This window comes from Kyrpidia spormannii, from assembly GCF_002804065.1.
GTDB classification, from domain to species: domain Bacteria; phylum Bacillota; class Bacilli; order Kyrpidiales; family Kyrpidiaceae; genus Kyrpidia; species Kyrpidia spormannii.
In genome coordinates this window covers 2238543-2257262 of the sequence record NZ_CP024955.1, presented here as the reverse complement: position 1 = coordinate 2257262, position 18720 = coordinate 2238543, and the positions used below count along the sequence as shown (strand labels likewise).

At 56.3% G+C, this 18720-nt stretch carries 22 protein-coding genes; all 22 read left to right on the top strand.

The features are described 5' to 3' along the window. The first annotated feature begins 105 nt into the window (after positions 1-105). Positions 106-1014 carry a catechol 2,3-dioxygenase gene (locus tag CVV65_RS11350; RefSeq protein ID WP_100668227.1) on the top strand — a complete coding sequence of 303 codons (909 nt, stop codon included), beginning with the start codon at positions 106-108 and terminating at the stop codon, positions 1012-1014. 55 nt (positions 1015-1069) lie between these two features. Then, positions 1070-1360 (top strand): 2Fe-2S iron-sulfur cluster-binding protein, encoded by a 291-nt coding sequence (locus CVV65_RS11345; RefSeq protein WP_232796597.1) that lies wholly within the window; start codon positions 1070-1072, stop codon positions 1358-1360. A 16-nt stretch (positions 1361-1376) separates the two neighbouring features. After that, positions 1377-2489 (top strand): ferritin family protein, encoded by a 1113-nt coding sequence (locus CVV65_RS11340; protein WP_100668226.1) that lies wholly within the window; start codon positions 1377-1379, stop codon positions 2487-2489. A gap of 18 nt (positions 2490-2507) precedes the next feature. Beyond that, positions 2508-2807, top strand: coding sequence for an MmoB/DmpM family protein (locus CVV65_RS11335; RefSeq protein WP_100668225.1), 300 nt, complete (start codon positions 2508-2510; stop codon positions 2805-2807). A gap of 35 nt (positions 2808-2842) precedes the next feature. Next, positions 2843-4351, top strand: coding sequence for a YHS domain-containing protein (locus CVV65_RS11330; protein ID WP_100668224.1), 1509 nt, complete (start codon positions 2843-2845; stop codon positions 4349-4351). 15 nt (positions 4352-4366) lie between these two features. Continuing rightward, entirely contained in the window at positions 4367-4612 is a 246-nt protein-coding gene (locus CVV65_RS11325; protein ID WP_100668223.1) for a hypothetical protein, read from the top strand. Between the two features lie 16 nt (positions 4613-4628). After that, positions 4629-5486 carry an alpha/beta fold hydrolase gene (locus CVV65_RS11320; RefSeq protein ID WP_100668222.1) on the top strand — a complete coding sequence of 286 codons (858 nt, stop codon included), beginning with the start codon at positions 4629-4631 and terminating at the stop codon, positions 5484-5486. A 40-nt stretch (positions 5487-5526) separates the two neighbouring features. Then, on the top strand, positions 5527-7422 hold the full coding sequence (locus tag CVV65_RS11315) for a XylR N-terminal domain-containing protein (RefSeq protein ID WP_100668221.1): 1896 nt from the start codon (positions 5527-5529) through the stop codon (positions 7420-7422). 17 nt (positions 7423-7439) lie between these two features. Next, entirely contained in the window at positions 7440-8471 is a 1032-nt protein-coding gene (locus CVV65_RS11310) for an NADH:ubiquinone reductase (Na(+)-transporting) subunit F (RefSeq protein WP_232796596.1), read from the top strand. Between the two features lie 111 nt (positions 8472-8582). Next, complete coding sequence (locus CVV65_RS11305; RefSeq protein WP_100668219.1) at positions 8583-10019, top strand: aldehyde dehydrogenase; 1437 nt, start codon at positions 8583-8585, stop codon at positions 10017-10019. Positions 10020-10031: 12 nt separating this feature from the next. Next, complete coding sequence (locus CVV65_RS11300) at positions 10032-10835, top strand: 2-keto-4-pentenoate hydratase (protein WP_100668218.1); 804 nt, start codon at positions 10032-10034, stop codon at positions 10833-10835. Next, positions 10832-11713, top strand: coding sequence for an acetaldehyde dehydrogenase (acetylating) (locus CVV65_RS11295; RefSeq protein WP_100668217.1), 882 nt, complete (start codon positions 10832-10834; stop codon positions 11711-11713). Before CVV65_RS11300 ends, CVV65_RS11295 begins: the two co-directional genes overlap by 4 nt. 19 nt (positions 11714-11732) lie before the next feature. Further along, positions 11733-12767, top strand: a complete 1035-nt coding sequence (dmpG, locus tag CVV65_RS11290) for a 4-hydroxy-2-oxovalerate aldolase (RefSeq protein WP_100668216.1) — start codon at positions 11733-11735, stop codon at positions 12765-12767. Between the two features lie 114 nt (positions 12768-12881). Next, the gene (locus CVV65_RS11285) at positions 12882-13661 is read left to right on the top strand and encodes a 2-keto-4-pentenoate hydratase (RefSeq protein WP_100668215.1); all 780 of its coding nucleotides are present in this window, start codon (positions 12882-12884) and stop codon (positions 13659-13661) included. Positions 13662-13700: 39 nt separating this feature from the next. Further along, entirely contained in the window at positions 13701-13919 is a 219-nt protein-coding gene (locus tag CVV65_RS11280) for a 4-oxalocrotonate tautomerase (RefSeq protein WP_100668214.1), read from the top strand. Positions 13920-13941: 22 nt separating this feature from the next. Next, positions 13942-14385 carry a GlcG/HbpS family heme-binding protein gene (locus CVV65_RS11275; RefSeq protein WP_100668213.1) on the top strand — a complete coding sequence of 148 codons (444 nt, stop codon included), beginning with the start codon at positions 13942-13944 and terminating at the stop codon, positions 14383-14385. Positions 14386-14528: 143 nt separating this feature from the next. After that, on the top strand, positions 14529-15002 hold the full coding sequence (locus CVV65_RS11270; RefSeq protein ID WP_100668212.1) for a flavin reductase family protein: 474 nt from the start codon (positions 14529-14531) through the stop codon (positions 15000-15002). Positions 15003-15079: 77 nt separating this feature from the next. Next, positions 15080-15247 (top strand): SPW repeat protein, encoded by a 168-nt coding sequence (locus CVV65_RS11265; protein WP_100668211.1) that lies wholly within the window; start codon positions 15080-15082, stop codon positions 15245-15247. Between the two features lie 351 nt (positions 15248-15598). Next, the gene (locus CVV65_RS11260) at positions 15599-16471 is read left to right on the top strand and encodes a nitrilase-related carbon-nitrogen hydrolase (protein ID WP_157935493.1); all 873 of its coding nucleotides are present in this window, start codon (positions 15599-15601) and stop codon (positions 16469-16471) included. After that, positions 16458-17303: an NAD+ synthase gene (locus CVV65_RS11255; protein ID WP_100668209.1), complete on the top strand. Its 846-nt coding sequence runs from the start codon at positions 16458-16460 to the stop codon at positions 17301-17303. The genes CVV65_RS11260 and CVV65_RS11255 overlap by 14 nt, the downstream gene beginning before the upstream one ends. A gap of 18 nt (positions 17304-17321) precedes the next feature. Further along, positions 17322-18065: a YebC/PmpR family DNA-binding transcriptional regulator gene (locus tag CVV65_RS11250; RefSeq protein WP_100668208.1), complete on the top strand. Its 744-nt coding sequence runs from the start codon at positions 17322-17324 to the stop codon at positions 18063-18065. A gap of 100 nt (positions 18066-18165) precedes the next feature. After that, positions 18166-18714, top strand: a complete 549-nt coding sequence (locus CVV65_RS11245; protein ID WP_100668207.1) for a BofC C-terminal domain-containing protein — start codon at positions 18166-18168, stop codon at positions 18712-18714. Positions 18715-18720: the final 6 nt, after the last annotated feature.

The following is an 18720-nucleotide window of genomic DNA, read 5'->3' as shown; positions in this document are numbered from 1 at the left end:
CTTTTGTCGAGATGCGCACTTACTTTCGGCTTAGAGCGCTCTTAAAATTACAAATAGCCCCGCTGAAGTTTAACGAAATCTATAAGAAAGGAGAAATTCAGAAAAATGGGCATCATGCGACTGGGTAGAGTGGAGGCCCGGGTCCTGGATTTGGAGAAGAGCATTGACTATTATTCCAATGTCATCGGACTTCAGTTGATGGCCCGGGAAAATGGGAAGGCTTATTTCAAAGCTTGGGATGAAGAGGATCATCACAGTTTGATATTGACTGAAGCGGACCATCCGGGGCTGGTTCATCTCGCCTTCAAGGTGCGCTACGAACACGAATTGGACGAATTCGAAAAAAAGCTGGAAAATTACGGTGTCCGCGTGAATCGGATCTCGAAAGGAACCCGGCTCGCGGAAGGAGAGGCCATTCGTTTTGAACTGCCTACCGGACATTTGGTGGAGTTGTACCACGAGATTGAGCGGGTGGGCAACGGGCTCAAACTGAATCCTGACCCATATCCGGAGAATCTGAAGGGGATTGCGCCTCCGCAGTTGGATCATCTTCTGATTGTCGGCGAAGATGTGGAGGGAGCCACCGATCTGCTCATGAAAGTGTTTGACTTTCATATGAGCGAAAGGATCATTACTCTGGACGGCGAGAAGCTGCTGGCGGTATGGCTGTTCCGGACCAACACTCCGCACGACATCGCCATTCTCAAAGGGCCGAACGGGAAATTGCACCATTTCGCGTTTACGCTGGGCAGCTGGAATGATGTGCTGCATGCCGCGGATGTGTTGGGCCGCAACAACGTGACATTCGACGTCACGCCGACTCGTCACGGCATCACCCGAGGAACGACGATCTATTTCTTTGACCCGTCCGGAAACCGAAACGAGGTCTTCAGCGGCGGGTATATTCCTCATGAAGATTTCACGCCGGTCACCTGGACCGAAGATCAGTTGGGCAAAGGGATTTTCTATCATATGAGGGAACTCAATGACCGATTTACCACCGCGCTGACCTGAGTCAGGCGAACCAGAAACAAGAACTGAGCGAGATTTGGAAAGGAGCAGCTGGGCGATGGCCGAGGGGTATCGGATTATGGTCTTTGAGGAAGGACGAGAATTCACATGTAAGCATGAGCAGGATGTTTTGGAGGCGGCCATCGCCCAGGGCGTCCGAAGCGTGAAGCGCGGATGCCGGGGTGGAGGATGTGGATTGTGCAAGGTGCAGGTGGTGGAGGGCTCGTATGAACTGGGAAAGTCTTCGGTGGCGGTCCTTCCGGAGGATGAGCGGCAGCGAGGGTTTGTTTTGGCGTGCAAGACCACCCCGAAGTCCGATCTGGTGATCCGCCTGACCAAAGACTCATGAGAAGGGGAGAAAGCCAATGGCGTTTCAGCCAAAGACCCTTGAACCGGTCCGAAAACAGCCCTGGGACTGGCTGACGAAAAATGAGTACGAAGAGGTAACCGTTCGGGAACAATCGTATCTCCACGGACAGTATCGGTTCAAGTACGGGAAAACGGACTATGACATCTATGATCCGCGGTTTACGCGAATCCGGGTGAAAGACTGGGACGCTTTCCGCGATCCCAAGCGCTATTGGTATGAAACGTACACCCTGAGCCGCAAGAAAATGGCGGAGGATGTGGAGGGGGTATTCGACCGGGCCCAGAAGCTGGGGATCTACAGCTGGGTCTCTGATTCGTGGAAAGAATTTGCCTGCGATTTTTATACCCCGCTTCGCCATTACGAATACGCCGGAGCGGTTCAACTCCAGTACGTGGTGCGTTATGCCATGGGTTGTCCAATCGAGCAGTCGGCGACCTATACCGCATTCGACAAACAAGGACGCGCGCAATGGTTGAGCACGTGGGCGCTGGAAGTCGTTGGCGACGAGGGGTTGCCGGTTTTGGAGCGTGGCAGGGAGCTCTGGGTGCACGACCGCGCCTACAATGGGCTCCGCCGGTATATGGAGCATGTCTTGGTCACCGAAGACTGGGCGGAGGCACTTGTGGCCCTGCACTTAACCCTGGGACCTTTAATCGACAGAATCTTGTACCAAGAGATGAATGAAATGGCTTTGGCGCACCACGATACGGTCATCCCCGAGTTGGCGCTGGTGTGCGCGGAGCAGGTTCAGTGGCAGGAACAATGGACGGAATCCCTGTTCAAAATGGTGGCCGAGGATCCGACGCTCAGCCGTTGGGAATATCTCAAGGCGTTGGGCTATGAGAACTGGCCGGGGGATTATCGTTGGGGCAAGACCCTGAGCGACCCTCGTTTGACCCCCGAAGAGGAAAAGACGAACCGGGAGATTGTGGAATCCTGGGTGCAACATTGGCTGCCCAGGGCAGCGGAGGCGGTGAAGTCACTCCAAGCCCTCATGGATCGCCACGGCATCCCATTCTCGCTTGAACAATCGGTCGACCGGAATCTTCAGGAAAATATTTATCCAAAACTGCAACGAATGGGGATTCTCGCACAAGAGCCTGCGTAAAAAAGGGAGGGTTCAGGGATGACGGTGGACCAGGGCCAATACGTGGGGATGGATTTGGACAAGAACGGCGGCCCCGTGGTGGATGCGATTGTCGAAGCTGTTCAGGCGGACAATGCCGGGGTTGAGTTGGTTGATTTCAATATCTATGTCAAAGTGAAATCGCCGCTCAAACTGTTGTTGCGACGGGAGAAGGTGGAGGAAGTCCTGGGACGGGACTGGTCGATGGATGAGTTGCACATCTATATGTCGTCGTATTTCGGCTTCATTGAAGAATGGGATGAAGATCATCTTTTAATTCGGTGGAATCGGGAGGACTGACCGGAGGAAAAAAGGAATCACGGGGAGGGTTCGAGATGGGGAAACTTTCGGCGGGTGCGCGGTACAAGGCGCTGACCAGGGACCTGATGTGGGACCCGAAAGATGTGGATTTTAAGCAGATTTATCCGTTGGTGGAGGCCGAAGGTATACGTATCAAAGATCCAAAGCGCTGGGAAGACCCTTTTCGCATGACTTTCAATCAATATGTCAAGATACAGGCAGAAAAGGAACATCTGCATCACGCGATCCGAAGTGCGTTTGAAGCCAACCATGGACATGCGCGGATCGTGGACAGCCGGTGGTTCGAAGGCGTCAAAGCTTTTGCGGTGGCCGTCCAGCCGGCGGAGTACTCGGCCCATCGTCTCATGGCCTACATTGGCCGCAACATTCCGATCGAGGCGATCCGTTTCGCGACCTTTAATCAAGCTGTGGACGAATTGCGGCATGCTCAAATCGAAATCAAGCATTACGCGCACATGAGTCGGTATTACGACGGTCTTCATGCGTATGCAAAGACGAACGAAAACCTGTGGTTCAACACCGTGCCTAAATCGTTTTTCGATGATGCCCTGACATCTGGCCCCTTCGAGGCACTGATCGCCATTTCGTTCTCGTTTGAATATGTGTTTACAAATATTTTGTTCCTGCCTTTTGCAGCTTCTGCGGCGGCCGTTGGGGATGAACATTTTGCATCGGTGGGCAAGAGCGTTCAATCGGATGAGTCCCGGCACATGGCCCTGGGGATGGCGGCGCTGAAGATGTTGCTGGAGGAAGACGATCGCAACGTCCCGATCGTACAGCGCTGGCTGGATAAATGGTATTGGCGTTGTTATCGGATCTTCTCTGTGATTTCAACCTTGGTGGATTACTATCCCCGGGTGCGTGCAATTTCGTGGAGAAAAGCATTTGAAATGTACGTGGAAGACCAAGTGCTGAACGGATTGTTTAAAGATCTCTACAAGTATGGAATCCGGCCGCCGCGGAATTTTGAGGATACAATCAAGGAGAAGGAGCATTATTCCCACGCAACGATGCGGATTCTTGATCATTATAAGCATGCGAACTATTTCCGCGGGTTCCGGTTGCAGCCGGATGATTATGAATGGTTATCCCGGGAGTACCCAAACACTTTTGAACGCTATTATGCCCCCTTCTTCCGAAAAATGGACGATCATGTCATGGCGGTCGCGTCTCCCGGTCTGCCGGCGGTTTGCGCGGTCTGTCAAATTCCCTGCGAATTCCCGGACCCGGATCATCCGGATCGGATGTGGACGCAATATGCCGAGTACAACGGCAAGACGCACATGTTCTGTTCCCCCGGATGCAGGGATATCTTCCTGGAGGAACCGGAAAAATACATTCAGTGGTGGTGGCCGGCGGAATCGTATCTGTCCGGTGAGTTTGGACCTACTCTTCCCGATATGTTCGAATACTTCGGTTTTACTCCCGAAGAAGCCAACGAACATTATAGTTCCAGAGATTATCACCGGTGGGTCCGCTACCGGGAACAGTTGGGACTGGATAAAACCTTTGAAGTGGTGTAGAGAGGGGGAGACGGCGTGTTCGTCTGGGTTCGCGTGACCTTTGATGACCGGTTTCTTTGTCACCAAGGGGTCCCTGCAGAGCCAGGGATGAAAGGGAAGGAATTGTTGGATGTCGTGAAGAAGATGTGGGAATTGCCCGATAACAGGCCCTATCGCATGGTGCGCATCCATCCGAACGGCCTAAAGGAAATTGAACTCGAACGCACCCTTCGAGAAAATGGAGTCCGGGACGGGGATCCTGTCGATCTTGACGTGGCCTAAAAGGAGGAATGTGCTCATGTCTGAAGATCATGGGTCCGTACAAGTCGGACAGTACGTCGATGCCGGAGGAATACGCACGCATTACCACGTTCTTGGAGAAGGGCCGAATGTTCTTTTGATCCACGGGTCCGGTCCCGGAGTATCGGCGTGGGCCAATTGGGGAGGGGTTCTTCCCCGGTTGGCCGCCCGGTTTAGGGTGTACGCACTCGATGTCGTGGGCTTTGGCAAAACGGAGCGTCCCACCGCAATCGAATACCGACTCGAAACCTGGGTGAATCATGTAAAGAATTTCATGGATGCCGTCGGGGCTGTCCCGGCCATGATAGTCGGCAACTCCATGGGTGGGGCGGTGGCCCTTCGGCTGACGGCCCAGCATCCGGAATATGTGCGTGCCTTGGTGTTGATGGGAGCGGTTGGGGTGCCGTTCAGAATTACGGAAGGACTGGATGCGGTTTGGGGATACCGAGCCCGTGGCGTGGAGGAAATGGAACGCATTATGGATATCTTTGCGTTCGATAAATCCCTTCTGACTCCGGACCTGGCGAGGCTTCGTTACGAAGCCAGTCTGGAGCCCGAATCCCGGTCCGCCTATGAAGAAATGTTTCCGGAGCCCCGGCAGCGACACGTGGATGCGATGGTGACACCCGAAGAGGATATCCGGAATATTGTCCGCCCGACTCTGGTCATTCACGGGCGTGAAGATCAAGTGATTCCGGTGGACAACTCGTATCGGTTGTTTAATCTGCTTCCCTATGCCCAGCTCCACATTTTCGGACGTTGTGGTCACTGGACACAGATTGAGCGCCGAGATGAGTTCTGTGAATTGGTAGAAATGTTTTTTGGACGGGTGTCCCGAGGGAAAGCGGGGGCGTGATCGCTATGCAGCCCATGCCGTCGCGAAGGACGGACAGTGTATGAAAGCCCATCGGTTACTTCTCGATCAATTGCTGGAGGTCAATCCCCGAACCGGTATCATCAGACTGAACGGGCACCGAATGGCTTTGATCGAGACCTCGGCACTGGGATTGTTGCGCAGAGATCTGGTGGCAACCCTGGGGATGGACCGGGCGAAGGGATTTTTAATGAGGTACGGATGGGCCTGTGGCCAGAGCGATGCCAAGGCCATCCGGACCATGTTCAACTGGGAGTCGAAGGACGAATTGTTTTTCGTTGGGCCTCAGTTGCACACGGTCGAGGGGATTGTGACCGTTGAGCCGCAGGAACTTCGTGTGGATTGGGAATCCGGTTCGTTGGTGTTTACAGGGGAGTGGCGGCATTCGTATGAGGCGGACGAACATTTGCGTCATTTTGGGGTGAGCGAGGAACCGGTTTGTTGGACATTGGTGGGCTATGCCAGTGGGTATCTGACAGAGATTTTCGGACGGCGGGTTTTGGTCTATGAACCGGAGTGCCGTGGCCGCGGCGACGCTCGGTGTCTGTACATGGCGAAGAGCTGGGAGCTGTGTACGGATGCCGAGCGCGCCCTCGGCCAATATTATGAAGCGGAGTCGTTGGCCACCGAACTGGACAGGGCTTACCAGAGAATTTCTCTTCTCAATCAAACCTGGAAAGAGTCGATGGTTCTTCACAGAAGGCTGAGCGAGCTCATGTTTGAGGAGAAATCACTGGATGAAATTGTTCAGGTTATCGGGGATGCCCTTCACCGCAGTGTTTTTGTTGAGAATCTGAAAGGACGGCTTTTGTCCGAGGCGGTTCTCGATCCGGATCACCGGCAGGTTTATCGAGAGTGGAAAGCCCAGGCCGGGGCGATCGCCAGAACGGGGAAAGAGCCGGCCGTCGGAAAACCGGAACACTGGGAGAGCGGGGGCAACTTTATCGAGGTCCTGCTGATCGGCACCTCCGCGAACCGATTCGGCCACCTTTGTGTGGTTGGCGCGAAACCGATGGGGGAAGGGGAGCTTATCCTCGCCGAGCGGGCCAGTAACATCTGTGCCATCCACCTGTTCCAGGAACGGCTGCTGATGAAAGAGGCGAGACTTCATTTGGCCGATTTTCTCGATGAAGTGATCGGCGGGAGACATGACGAACAGACCCTGGTTCGACGGGCGAGGTTGTTGGATATTAATCCTGAGGAACCGAGGCGGTTGGTGGCGTTCCGGGTCGAACAGGAAGAACAGATGATGGAGGTTTTTTATTTTCTACAACAGAAATACCCGGAATTTGAATTATTCCCTAAAAATGGATATTTAATTGGCCTGTATTCCGAGGTACAGCGCCGTTCGGGAGATACGCCGGACGAGTTTCTCCAGTCGGTTTTCAACACCTGCCAGAAAAAATTTAAAGTGATCCGCATGTTGGCCGGATGCGGCCGGCTGGCGCAATCGGTCGTCAGCATAGGCCGGAGTTATGACGATGCCGTGAGTATTGTCGATTTTCTCGATGTTCTTGAAACGAGCGGTGTGCCTCTTCGTTCCCGCTTCGGGGTCTATGAACAGTTTCAAACCGTGTTGATACTCATGAAGGCCGCCTCCCATCAAGAGCTCGCCGATTTTTACCGATCTGTGTTGGGGCGTCTGGAAGCTTATGATCAGAAGCACCGAGGCGAATTGTTGACGACTCTGCGAGCGTATTTGGCCCATACCGGCAACATTCGAAAAGTCGCCGGTGCGCTGTATGTCTCGGAAACCGGCCTGCGATACCGTCTCCGCAAAATTGAGGAACTGTGCCGGATCAATTTGGATGATGGAGAACATCGGTTCAAGATTCACTTGGCGTTACAGATTCACGACAGTTTACAAGTTCGGCGGAGTTCAGGTCCAACTCGCCGGGATCAACCAGAGCTGAATTGAACGAAAGGGTGTTCGCAATGAGCGTTGTACAACAATCGAGTGTCACCTTCAAGATCCGTGTGGAACCGCGGGGAGCCGAGATTCATTGCAGAGAAGGTCAAACCGTTCTGGATGCGATTCTGCGCAGCGGTCTGGCGGTTCCGTACGGCTGCAAACACGGGAACTGTTCCGCGTGTAAAGCAAAAGTCCTTGAAGGGGATTATCGCCTGATGGATCGGGTTTCTGAATTCGCCCTCATGGGTTTCGAGCGAGACGATGGGTACATTTTGATGTGCAGCACACTGCCGGAAAGTGATCTGGTCGTTGAAGTCGAGGAGGAGGACGAGGAACCGGGGGTGCAGTTGTTCCCGGTTCATGATTTTGCAGCGGTGGTACGGGAGAATCTCGCCTGTACGCACGACATCCACCGCATTCGTTTGGAACTGACGGAACCGTCAGATATTCCATACGCGGCCGGACAGTTTTTCGAATTCGCAATACCCCAATCGGACGAGGGACGGGCGTATTCGGTGGCAACCCGGTATCGAACCGGAGAACCTCTTGAATTTCATGTCAAACGGGTGCCCGGAGGACGGGGCTCCAATTACATGTGTGACCTGAAGCCGGGGGATCGGGTGAGGGGCTCGGGGCCTTACGGAAAAATGCAACTCCGGGATCGCAACAAGAAGCTTCTTTTCGTTGCCGGGGGCTCCGGGATGGCGCCCATCAAAGGTTTGATCGAGGAATTATTTGCCGGTCCTTATGAACACGAGGCGTGGTTTTTTTATGGCGCGCGCAAGGTACGCGATTTGTACCTGATGGATCTCTGGAGGGAACTGGAGCAGAAGCAGAGCAACTTCCATTTCATCCCTGCACTTTCCGAACGGGATCCCGAAGATGCCTGGGAAGGGGAGGAAGGATACATCGCCGATGTCGTTGAGAGGCATTTTGAACGATTCGACGGGATGGATGCGTATCTCTGCGGTCCTCCTGCGCTCATTCAGACCACACTAAAGGTGTTGTACAAAGGTGGACTGCGCAGTTCAAATATCTTTTACGACGAATTTTAGGCGATTTCATATTGTGAGAAACGCGGGTTGTACCCGCGAGCAACTATTCTAAGATAAAAATAGCCACGGAACCAGTGAGAAATCTGTCAAGCCGAGAAAGGAAGAGATTCGATGGAACTGGTGCGGCATTTTATCGACGGGAAGTTTGTGGAGTCGGAAAACGGACGCAGGTTCGTGAATGTGAACCCGGCCACCGGAGAGGTGCTGGGCGAGGTGGCCGAGGGCGGAAAACCGGAGATTGACCGGGCGGTGGCGGCGGCCAGGAGAGCATTCGGCGAGTGGGGACGGATGCCTGTGGCCAAGCGCTCGGCGATTCTCAATCGGATTGCGGACCTGATTGATGAAAACATGGAGGAACTGGCCCGCCTGGAGACCCTGGATACCGGCAAACCGCTGACATTGGCCAGAACGCTGGACATTCCGCGGGCCGCTTACAACTTCCGGTTCTTTGCGGATTTTGTCAAGGGGTTGGGTACCGAAGCATTTCAGATGGACGATGTGGCCCTCAATTATGTGTTGCGGCGTCCGGTTGGGGTGGCGGGGTTGATCTCGCCCTGGAATCTGCCGCTTTTATTGTTGACCTGGAAGGTGGCTCCATGTCTTGCCGCGGGCAATACATGTGTGGCAAAACCCGCGGAATTGACGCCGATGACGGCGACGAAATTGGCGGAGATTTGTCAGGAAGCCGGCTTGCCGGATGGGGTTTTTAACGTGGTTCACGGGTTTGGGCCGGATTCGGCGGGATCGGCATTGACCGAACATCCGGATGTGAATTTAATCTCCTTGACAGGCGAAACGTCCACAGGGAAAGCTGTGATGAAGGCGGCATCCGGAACATTGAAGCGGGTGGCCTTTGAACTGGGCGGCAAAAACCCGAATATCATTTTTGCTGATGCCGATCTGGACGATGTTGTGGAGACGACAGTTCGTTCCAGCTTTTCGAACCAAGGGGAAGTTTGTCTGTGCGGTTCCCGGGTGTATGTGGAACGGCCGATTTATGACGAGTTCCTGAGCAGAATGGTGGAGAAAGCCAAGAACTTGGTGGTGGGAGATCCTTTTGATGAGCGAACGAACGTCGGGGCGTTGATCAGTGAGGAACACCTTCATCGGGTTGAGGGCTTTATTGAGCGGGCGGTCAAGGAGGGCGGGCGAATCCTGGTTGGGGGCCGGCGGCCCGAGCACCTGACCCGGGGGTATTATCTGGAACCCACGATTATTGTCGATGTCGACCGCCGTTGCGAAATTGTACAGCAAGAGGTCTTCGGTCCGGTGATCACGGTTCAGCCCTTTGACACCGAGGAGGAAGTGATCGAACAGGCCAACGATACCCATTATGGTCTGAGCGCCACGATCTGGACCTCGAATCTCAAGCGGGCCCACCGGGTGGCGGCGCGGCTTGAGGCGGGGGTGATATGGATCAACACTTGGTTCCTGAGGGATTTGCGCACTCCGTTTGGCGGTATGAAACAAAGCGGCATTGGGCGGGAAGGCGGCGTTCACAGCTTTGAATTTTTCACAGAGCTGTCGAACGTGTGTGTGAAATTGTGAGGGGGTGAGGACGTGAGCGTCGGACCGGAAAAACTGGCCGCATGGGCTGAGCGCTTGTTTCGGGCTGAGAAAGAACGCCGTCCCATTCCCCCGTTAACCGAAGCGGAATCCCGGATAACGGTGGAGGATGCATACCGGATCCAGTTGGAGGTTGTAAAGAAGAAGATAAATCTCGGAGAAGAGGTCGTGGGGCACAAGATCGGTTTGACCAGTCGGCCCATGCAAGAGATGTTCGGCGTGGGGGAACCCGATTATGGCCACCTGTTTCGCTCGATGGATTACCCGTCGGGTGCAGTGATCGACTATCCCCTCCTTCAACCGCGGGTGGAAGCGGAGATTGCCTTTATCTTGAAAAAGGATCTCGAGGGTCCTGGACTGGGAATTCATGACGTGCTCCGGGCTACGGATTACGTGGTTCCCGCCATTGAGGTGGTGGACAGCCGGATTGCCGACTGGCGGATTAAACTTCCCGACACCGTGGCGGACAATGCGTCGTCAGGCTGTTTTGTACTGGGTACGCGGGCGACCCGGGTGGAAGATGTGGACCTGGAGCTCGTGGGAATGGCCCTTTTTGAAGACGGAGAGGTCGTGCAGACGGGAGCGGGGGCCGCGGTGTTGGGACATCCGGCTTTGGGAGTGGCCTGGCTGGCGAACAAAGTCGCGGCGTTCGGGACGACTTTGAAGGCGGGACACGTGGTTCTTTCCGGAGCGGTGAGCGCGGCGGTGAATGCCAAGGCGGGATCCCGATACGTGGTTAATTTTGGAAAAATGGGCAGGGTGGAAGCGATTTTTCCGAAGCTGGAGGGAGAGGCGTGAAACTCAAAGCGGCCATAGTTGGATCGGGCAATATCGGAACCGATCTCATGTTCAAACTCATGCGCAGTGACTGGCTGGAACCCCGCTGGATGATCGGGATTGATCCAGCGTCCGAAGGTCTGCGCAGGGCGGGACAAATGGGGTTGGAGACTTCTGCGGAAGGGCTCAAGGCAGCGTTGGATCAGGGAGTTCGCCCGGACATCGTGTTTGATGCCACCAGCGCCAAAGCTCATGTGCGCCATGCCAAGTTGCTCAAAGAGGCGGGAATCCAGGCCATCGACCTGACACCGGCCGCCCGTGGGCCTTACGTGATCGCGGCGGTGAACCTAAAGGAACACCTCGACGCGCCGAATGTGAACATGGTGACCTGTGGAGGCCAGGCGACCACCCCCATGGTTTACGCCGTAAGCCGGGTGGTGGGGGTGTCCTACGCCGAGATCGTGGCGACCATTGCCAGTAAAAGTGCGGGGCCAGGAACACGCCAGAACATCGATGAGTTTACGGAGACGACCGGAAAAGCTCTTGAGGTTATCGGCGGTGCGAGAAAAGGCAAGGCGATCATCATTCTCAATCCGGCCGAGCCGCCGATTCTCATGCGGGACACCATCTACTGCCTGATCGACGAGACCGGAGAGGATGTGTATGAACGGATTGACCGGTCGATTCGTGAGATGGTGGCTCATGTCCAAGAGTTTGTCCCGGGATATCGCCTGAATCGGGATCCGATCTACCGGGATAACCTGGTCAGCATCTCCATTGAAGTGGAGGGGCTGGGGGATTTTCTCCCTGTTTATGCGGGGAATCTCGATATCATGACGGCTGCTGCGACCAAGGTGGGCGAGGAATTCGCCAAGAATCGCTTGGCGGTCCAACATTGACGGGGGCGGGAGGACGATCATGGGAAATCGGACGATACGGGTCACGGATGTGACGCTGCGAGACGGAATGCATGCGGTTCGCCACCAGTTCAGTGTGGAAGATGCCCGGGCCATCGCGGGTGCCCTGGATCGGACCGGAGTGGCGATCATTGAAGCCACCCACGGAGACGGTTTGGGAGGCAGCTCCGTCCAGTACGGATTTTCAAAGGAAACGGAAGAGGACTACCTGCGGGCGGTGTGCGAAACGGTCCGCAACAGTAAGGTTGCGGCCCTGCTTTTGCCGGGAATCGGGACCGTTGAGCACATGAAGAGGGCTGCGGATACAGGAATTCAAGTCATTCGCGTGGCCACCCATTGTACGGAAGCGGATATTTCTGAACAGCACATTGGAGAAGCGCGAAAGATGGGGCTTGAGACCGTGGGTTTTCTGATGATGTCCCATATGGTCCCGGCGGGTGTGTTGGTGGAAGAGGCGAAAAAAATGGCTTCTTACGGGGCACAAACGGTATACGTGGTGGATTCGGCGGGGGCCATGTTGATGGGTGAAGTCCGGGAGAAGGTCACCGCGTTGCGGGAAGCTCTGCCGGACGAGGTGGAGGTCGGGTTTCACGCCCACAACAATCTCGGGGTCTCGGTGGCGAATTCCCTTGCGGCAGTGGAAGCGGGTGCAACGAGGATTGACGCCAGTCTTGCGGGCCTCGGGGCCGGTGCCGGGAATACCCCGTTGGAGGTTTTCGCGGCGGTGGCGGAAAAAGCGGGCATTGATACAGGGGTTCGCCTGTATCCTGCGATGGACGCGGCGGAGGATGTGGTTCGCCCGAGGATGGCGCGGCCGGTACAGACGGACCGGGTGAGCCTGACAATGGGATACGCCGGGGTCTACTCAAGCTTCTTGTTGCACGCGTTCCGCGCTGCGGAACAGTTTGGCGTGGATGCGCGGGATATCCTGGTCGAATTGGGCAAACGAAAGGTGGTCGGCGGTCAGGAGGACATGATCGTGGATGTGGCGGTGGAGCTGGCCAAACGTAAAGAGGTTGGCGCCGCGGGCCGCTGAGCATCGGTGGCCTCACGTTGGGAAAGGCGCGAACCGGGCGGAAGGCTCCATGTCCCGGCCCATGGGCCTGTGACCGTGAACCGTGGCCCTCGCAGAGAGAAAGGGGATGAACGGATGCAGGATGTGGACTTGGATGCGTTGGCGCAGCGGGTGAATGAGCATCAGCGCAAAGGCTTGGCCATGAGAAAGCTAACGCTTGAATACCCGGAACTGACGGTGGAACAGGCATACCGCATACAGGCATTGGCCGTGGAAAGAGAGCTGGCCGCGGGCGACAGACTTATCGGATGGAAAATGGGACTGACCAGTCGGGCCAAACAAGTGTCCGTGGGTGTGGACGAACCGATCTATGGTCGATTGCTGGGCGCAATGGAATTGAAAACACCCATTCTCTCGGTCACGGGTTTGGTGCATCCTCGAGTGGAACCGGAGTTGGCGTTGGTGCTCAAGGGCCGGCTGGAGGGCGATTCCATCACACCGAGAGATGTGTGGCGGGCCACGGAGTGTGTAGTTCCGGCTCTTGAAGTGATCGACAGCCGGTATGAAAATTTTTCGTTCACATTGGTGGATGTTGTGGCAGATAACGCATCGTCTTCCCGCTTTTACTTGGGCGAACAAGGATTCTCCCCGTACCACACCCAGTGGGACGAGGTCGGCGTCGTGGTTCGCAAGAACGGCACGGTGGTTCAAACCGGGGCGGGCGCGGCGGTACTGGGTCATCCGGTGAGGTCCGTGGTGATGCTCGCTCAGATGTTGGCCCGGGAAGGATTGGCTCTGGAACCCGGTATGGTGATCTTGACAGGCGGCATCACCGAAGCGGTTTCCGTGGCGCCGGGGGATCGGCTCCAGGTGGCTTTTGACGGCCTTGCCACTTTAGAGCTGCGCGTGGAGTGACGACATAAAGCGCAATCCGGTAACAAGGGGGGACGGGAATTGCCTCTGGTACAGCTGCATATCCTCGAAGGGCGGTCACCCGAAATGAAGAAACGGGCTATTGAAGAGGTGACGGAGGCCCTTCATCGGAGTCTGGGAGCGCCAAGGGAGAATATCCGCGTGGTCATCTACGAGATTCCGAAAAGCCATTGGGCTGTCGGCGGGGTCACCATGGAGGACAAACAGACGAAGAAACACGAGCCCCCGAACGGCTCGTGAGCGGGATGCGAGGTGAACGGGCATGAGACCGAACGAACCGGTTCGATCCACCTTCGCCCTGAACCACAACACGGCGATGGCGATGGTTCAGGCGGCTGAAGCAAAGGCGCGGGAGATCGGAGTTCGTTTGAATATCGCGGTGGCGGATGCCGGAGGTAATCTCCTGGCCTTTTTGCGAATGGACGGCGCGCCCCTTTTGAGCGGAGAGATCGCCCGAAACAAGGCATACACGGCGGCGGCTTTTGGCAAGGCGACAGGGGATTGGTATGGGTTTATTAAAGATGAACCGGCTCTTTTGCACGGGATTGTTCACACGGACCGCCTGGTGATTTTTGGTGGGGGATTGCCCATTTATTATGGCGAGCATCTGCTTGGCGGGATCGGCTGTTCGGGGGGATCTTCCGAAGAGGATACGATCTGTGCCAGGGCGGGGCTGGCGGTGCTTGAAAATCACTCGAGTTCTTAAGAGAATCCTACTGAACGAAGACAGTTTGTGAATCGTCGAACAGATGGCAGCTATGGGGGACCCCAAAGGGGTCTCTTTTCATCAGTCGACAACTTAAAAATTCCTGTATAATTCCTTGTAAGAGACCAGGAGGGAGAGCACAGATGGATGCCATGACGTTTCGGCAAGTGATGGGGTTGTTTGGTACTGGGGTGACGGTGGTGACGGTGCCGGACGGGGACGGGGCCCACGGAATGACGGCCAATTCCTTCACGTCGGTGTCCCTGGATCCGCCGCTGATCCTGGTCTCGGTGGACCGGCGGGCCCGCACCCACGAGCTCATTCGGGAGGCCGGGAGGTTTGGGGTGAGCATCCTGCGGGAGGAACAGGAGGGAGTATCTCGGCATTTTGCCGGTAAACCGGATCCCGCGGTGGCGGCGGCTCTGAAGTATGAATGGCCCGAAGACATTCCGGTGTTGGCGGGAAGTCTGGCCCAGATCGCGTGCCGATTGTGGGCGGAATACGACGGCGGGGATCACACCCTTTATGTGGGAGAGGTTCTGTACCTGGCCGCCAATGAAGGACGGCCCCTGTTATTTTTCCAGGGACGGTATCGGAGACTTGGGGAGATTTTGTGAACGTCGCTCATATACATAAAGCAGGTTGTCGGTCACCGCAGCCTAAACCCGGTCCATTTGGTGAGGAGGGGACGGCGATGTGGAGGCATTGGCTGAGCCTGCTGATCGGAATCTGGCTTTTTATTTCTCCATGGGTCATCGATTTGTCGAATCGGGTGGCGACGACGTGGGATTTTGTCATTGTTGGGATTTTGGTTTTTATCCTGAGCATTGTGGATTTGTCCCAGGGAAGAGGTGCGCCTTGACGGTCAGGGGTTGAGCCTTTGTGGTTCGATCCCGGGCTTTGGGCGGAAGCCGCTGTCGCCGCGTCCGGTTGGCACAGGCAAGTGCCCATTGACCCACTTCCTTTTACCAGTTACGGCTGCTGGGAGTCCCGGAGCCGTATTTTTCGTGAGGACCGCCCTGAAGGTAGGCGATGTCTCATAAGGGGCCGGGTGGGGCCCCGGGACGTGGGTTCAACCCCTTTCGGGTTGCCCGAAGAGGACGAGGACACGTCAGGGCCTGGGTGCCCTGCGGTTGGCTTGCGTCCCAACTCCATGTATACTGGATCGTGAGCCAATGGTGCGATGGAGTCGGAGACAGGTGGAGTGGGTTCAATGTCTTTTCGCGTAGGATTGGTGCAGATGCGCCCGGTGTTAGGCGATGTGGCGGAAAATGCCCGCCGTCATGTGATGTGGGTGGAGAAGGCCAAGGGGGCCGGTTGCGATCTGGTGGTATTTCCGGAGCTTAGTCTCACCGGTTACTTGCTGAAAGACTTGGCGGTGGACTGCGCCCGGATGGTGGAAGACCGGGAGGTGCGGCAGGTCATTCAGGCGAGCCGGCACGCGGATATCGTGTTTGGCATGGTGGAGATGACCAAGAGATACACGTTGTACAACACCGCCCTGTACGTGTCCGGGGGCGAGGTGGTGTATCGCCATCACAAGGTTTACCCGCCCACATATGGGATGTTTGAAGAGAGCCGCTACTTTGGGCGGGGGAAGCGGGTGCGCGCCTTCGATGCCCCGGGGGGGCGTTTTGGACTGATGATCTGTGAAGATGCCTGGCACCCTTCGGTCCCTTATATCCTGAATGAGGACGGAGCGATGGTGCTGATTATTCCCTCGGCTAGCCCGGCCAGGCCGGCGGTGGGGGAGCGGGTGGGATCCCAGGAGACGTGGTACCGCACCTTGCGTACCTACGCCCAATTGTTCGGGGTCTACGTCTTGTTTGCTAACCGGGTCGGGGTAGAGGACGGCGTGGCATTTTATGGAGGGTCGGCGGTGGTGGATCCCTTCGGGGAGATCATCGCCGCGGCTCCGGAGTTTGAAGAGACCCTGCTGGTGGCGGATGTGCATGAGGAGGTGCTCCAGCGGAGCCGGTTGACAACTCCTCTGGGGCGGGATGAACAACTGGATGTCACGGTTCGGGAATTGGGTCGGATCTACGAGGGGTGCTACGGAGGGGGGCGGTCGAGTGAATCGTTTTGAGCGTTCCACCGAAGAGCTGTTGGCGATTTCGGCGCCCCTTGCCGTGGAGATGATGACCCGGTTTTTGCAGGATGAAGTGACCAAGGCGGGCTTCTCCAAAGTGGTATTCGGTCTTTCCGGGGGCATCGATTCGGCTGTGGTCGCGTATCTTGCCGCCCGGGCTTTTGATCGCGGGCAGATCCTCGCCGTGCTGATGCCGTATAAGACCAGTTCTCCGGCCAGCCTGGACGATGCCAGGAGGGTAGTCGAACAACTGGACTTGCCGAGCGAGATCGTGGACATCACCCCCATGGTGGACGCATTTTTCGCCGGGGATCCCGAGGCGTCGGCGTTGCGCCGGGGAAACCGAATGGCCCGGGAGAGAATGTGCGTGCTGTACGATCGGTCGGCCCGGGATGGCGCTCTGGTGATCGGCACCAGTAACAAAACGGAACTTCTTCTCGGCTATGGAACCCAGTTCGGGGATTTGGCCTCGGCGATCAATCCCATTGGCGATCTCTACAAAACCCAGATTCGCCAGGTGGCGCGATATCTGGGAGTCCCGAAGGAAATCCAAGAAAAGCCGCCGAGCGCCGACTTGTGGGCGGACCAGACGGACGAGCAGGAACTCGGGTTCACGTATGAGGAGGTGGACCGCCTCCTCTATTGTATGGTCGATCTGCAGTACAGCCGCCGGGATCTGGTGAGTTTGGGCTTTGCGCCCCGGTTTATCGATGCTGTGGCCAAAAGGGTGCGGATCAACCAGTTTAAACGCCGGTCTCCGGTGATCGCCAAGTTGTCCCGGAGGACCATCGGGGTGGATTTTCGCTATCCCCGGGATTGGGGCTTGTGATGAAAGGAAGGGGACGGTATGTCTGGACATTCAAAATGGCACAATATCCAGCGGCGAAAGGGCAAGCAGGATGCGGTGCGGGGGCAGTTGTTTACCAAAATGTCCCGGGAAATTTATGCGGCGGCCCGGCAAGGCGGTAGTAACCCGGAGACGAATTATCGCCTGAAGACGGCGATCGAGCGGGCCCGGGCGGCCAATATGCCCATGGACAGCATCCAGCGCACCATCGACAAGGCCGCGGGCAATGTGGAAGGTGTCAATTACGAGGAGATGTTTTACGAGGGCTACGGCCCGGGTGGCGCAGCGGTGATGGTGCAGCTTCTCACCGATAACCGCAACCGGACGGCCGCCGAGATCCGGCACATTTTTTCCAAACGGGGCGGAAGTCTCGGCGAGAGTGGGTGTGTGGCTTGGATGTTCGACCGCAAAGGAGTGATCGAAATTTCCCGGGAGGGGTTCCCGGGCTCGGAGGATGACGCCATGATGGCCGCCCTGGAAGCTGGGGCGGAAGATTTTACAGCGGAGGAAGATCGTTACGTGATCACCGTGGCACCCGAGCAACTCCGGGAAGTGCGTGAAAATCTGGAAAAAGCCGGAGTGCCCATCGAAGGGGCTGAGGTGACTTTTGTTCCACAAACCACGGTCAACCTTGAAGGGGACGAAGCCCAGCGGATGGTGGATCTCCTCGAAGCCCTCGAAGAACACGACGATGTACAAAACGTGTTTTCCAATGTGGATCTGGGTGACGAGGACTTGTTGTGAAAATATGTATTAGACCTGTGTCCAACGAGGCAGGGATCGGATAAACCGGGGGGGCCGCGGCGATACTGGGAATGAATCGGGTTTGCGGGAGGAATCGCCCATGGTTCATGCGCCAATGTTTCTGATCCGGGTGTTCACCGCGGTCATCCCGGCGCTGGCGGCGGTCGGTTTTGTTGCGGGTTCCGCCCAAGCGGCATCGCCGCTGTATCTTCCCACTTTCGGCGTATTTGCGCCGGAACAGGAGGCCCTTTTTGTCACGGAGTACACCGGCGGCCTGTTGCGGATTCACCAGGGGGTGGTGGCGGACGTGACAGAGCCGGCTTTTGCCGCGCACGGGGCGCGCTGGATGCTGGACGGAGGGCTGACGGTGGTGTCCAATCTGCCGGTGTTTCGGCGTTTGGTGTCCGATATCCCCCTTGACGCGAAGGGACACTTATACTTTGTCCTTCGCCAGGATAACCACCTGGTTCTCTGTGACGGACAGCCAGGGACCGGGAGGGTGGTCAAAGATTTTGGTCTGCTAAACGTGGAAAGGGCGGCTAAAGGGTTGCCTAAAGGGGCCCTGGATAGTTTGCGACGCGGGGTTCGGGTGGATGGGCGAGAGGATTATGCCTCCATTTTGGACACATATGGAGAATATTTACACTGAAAATGA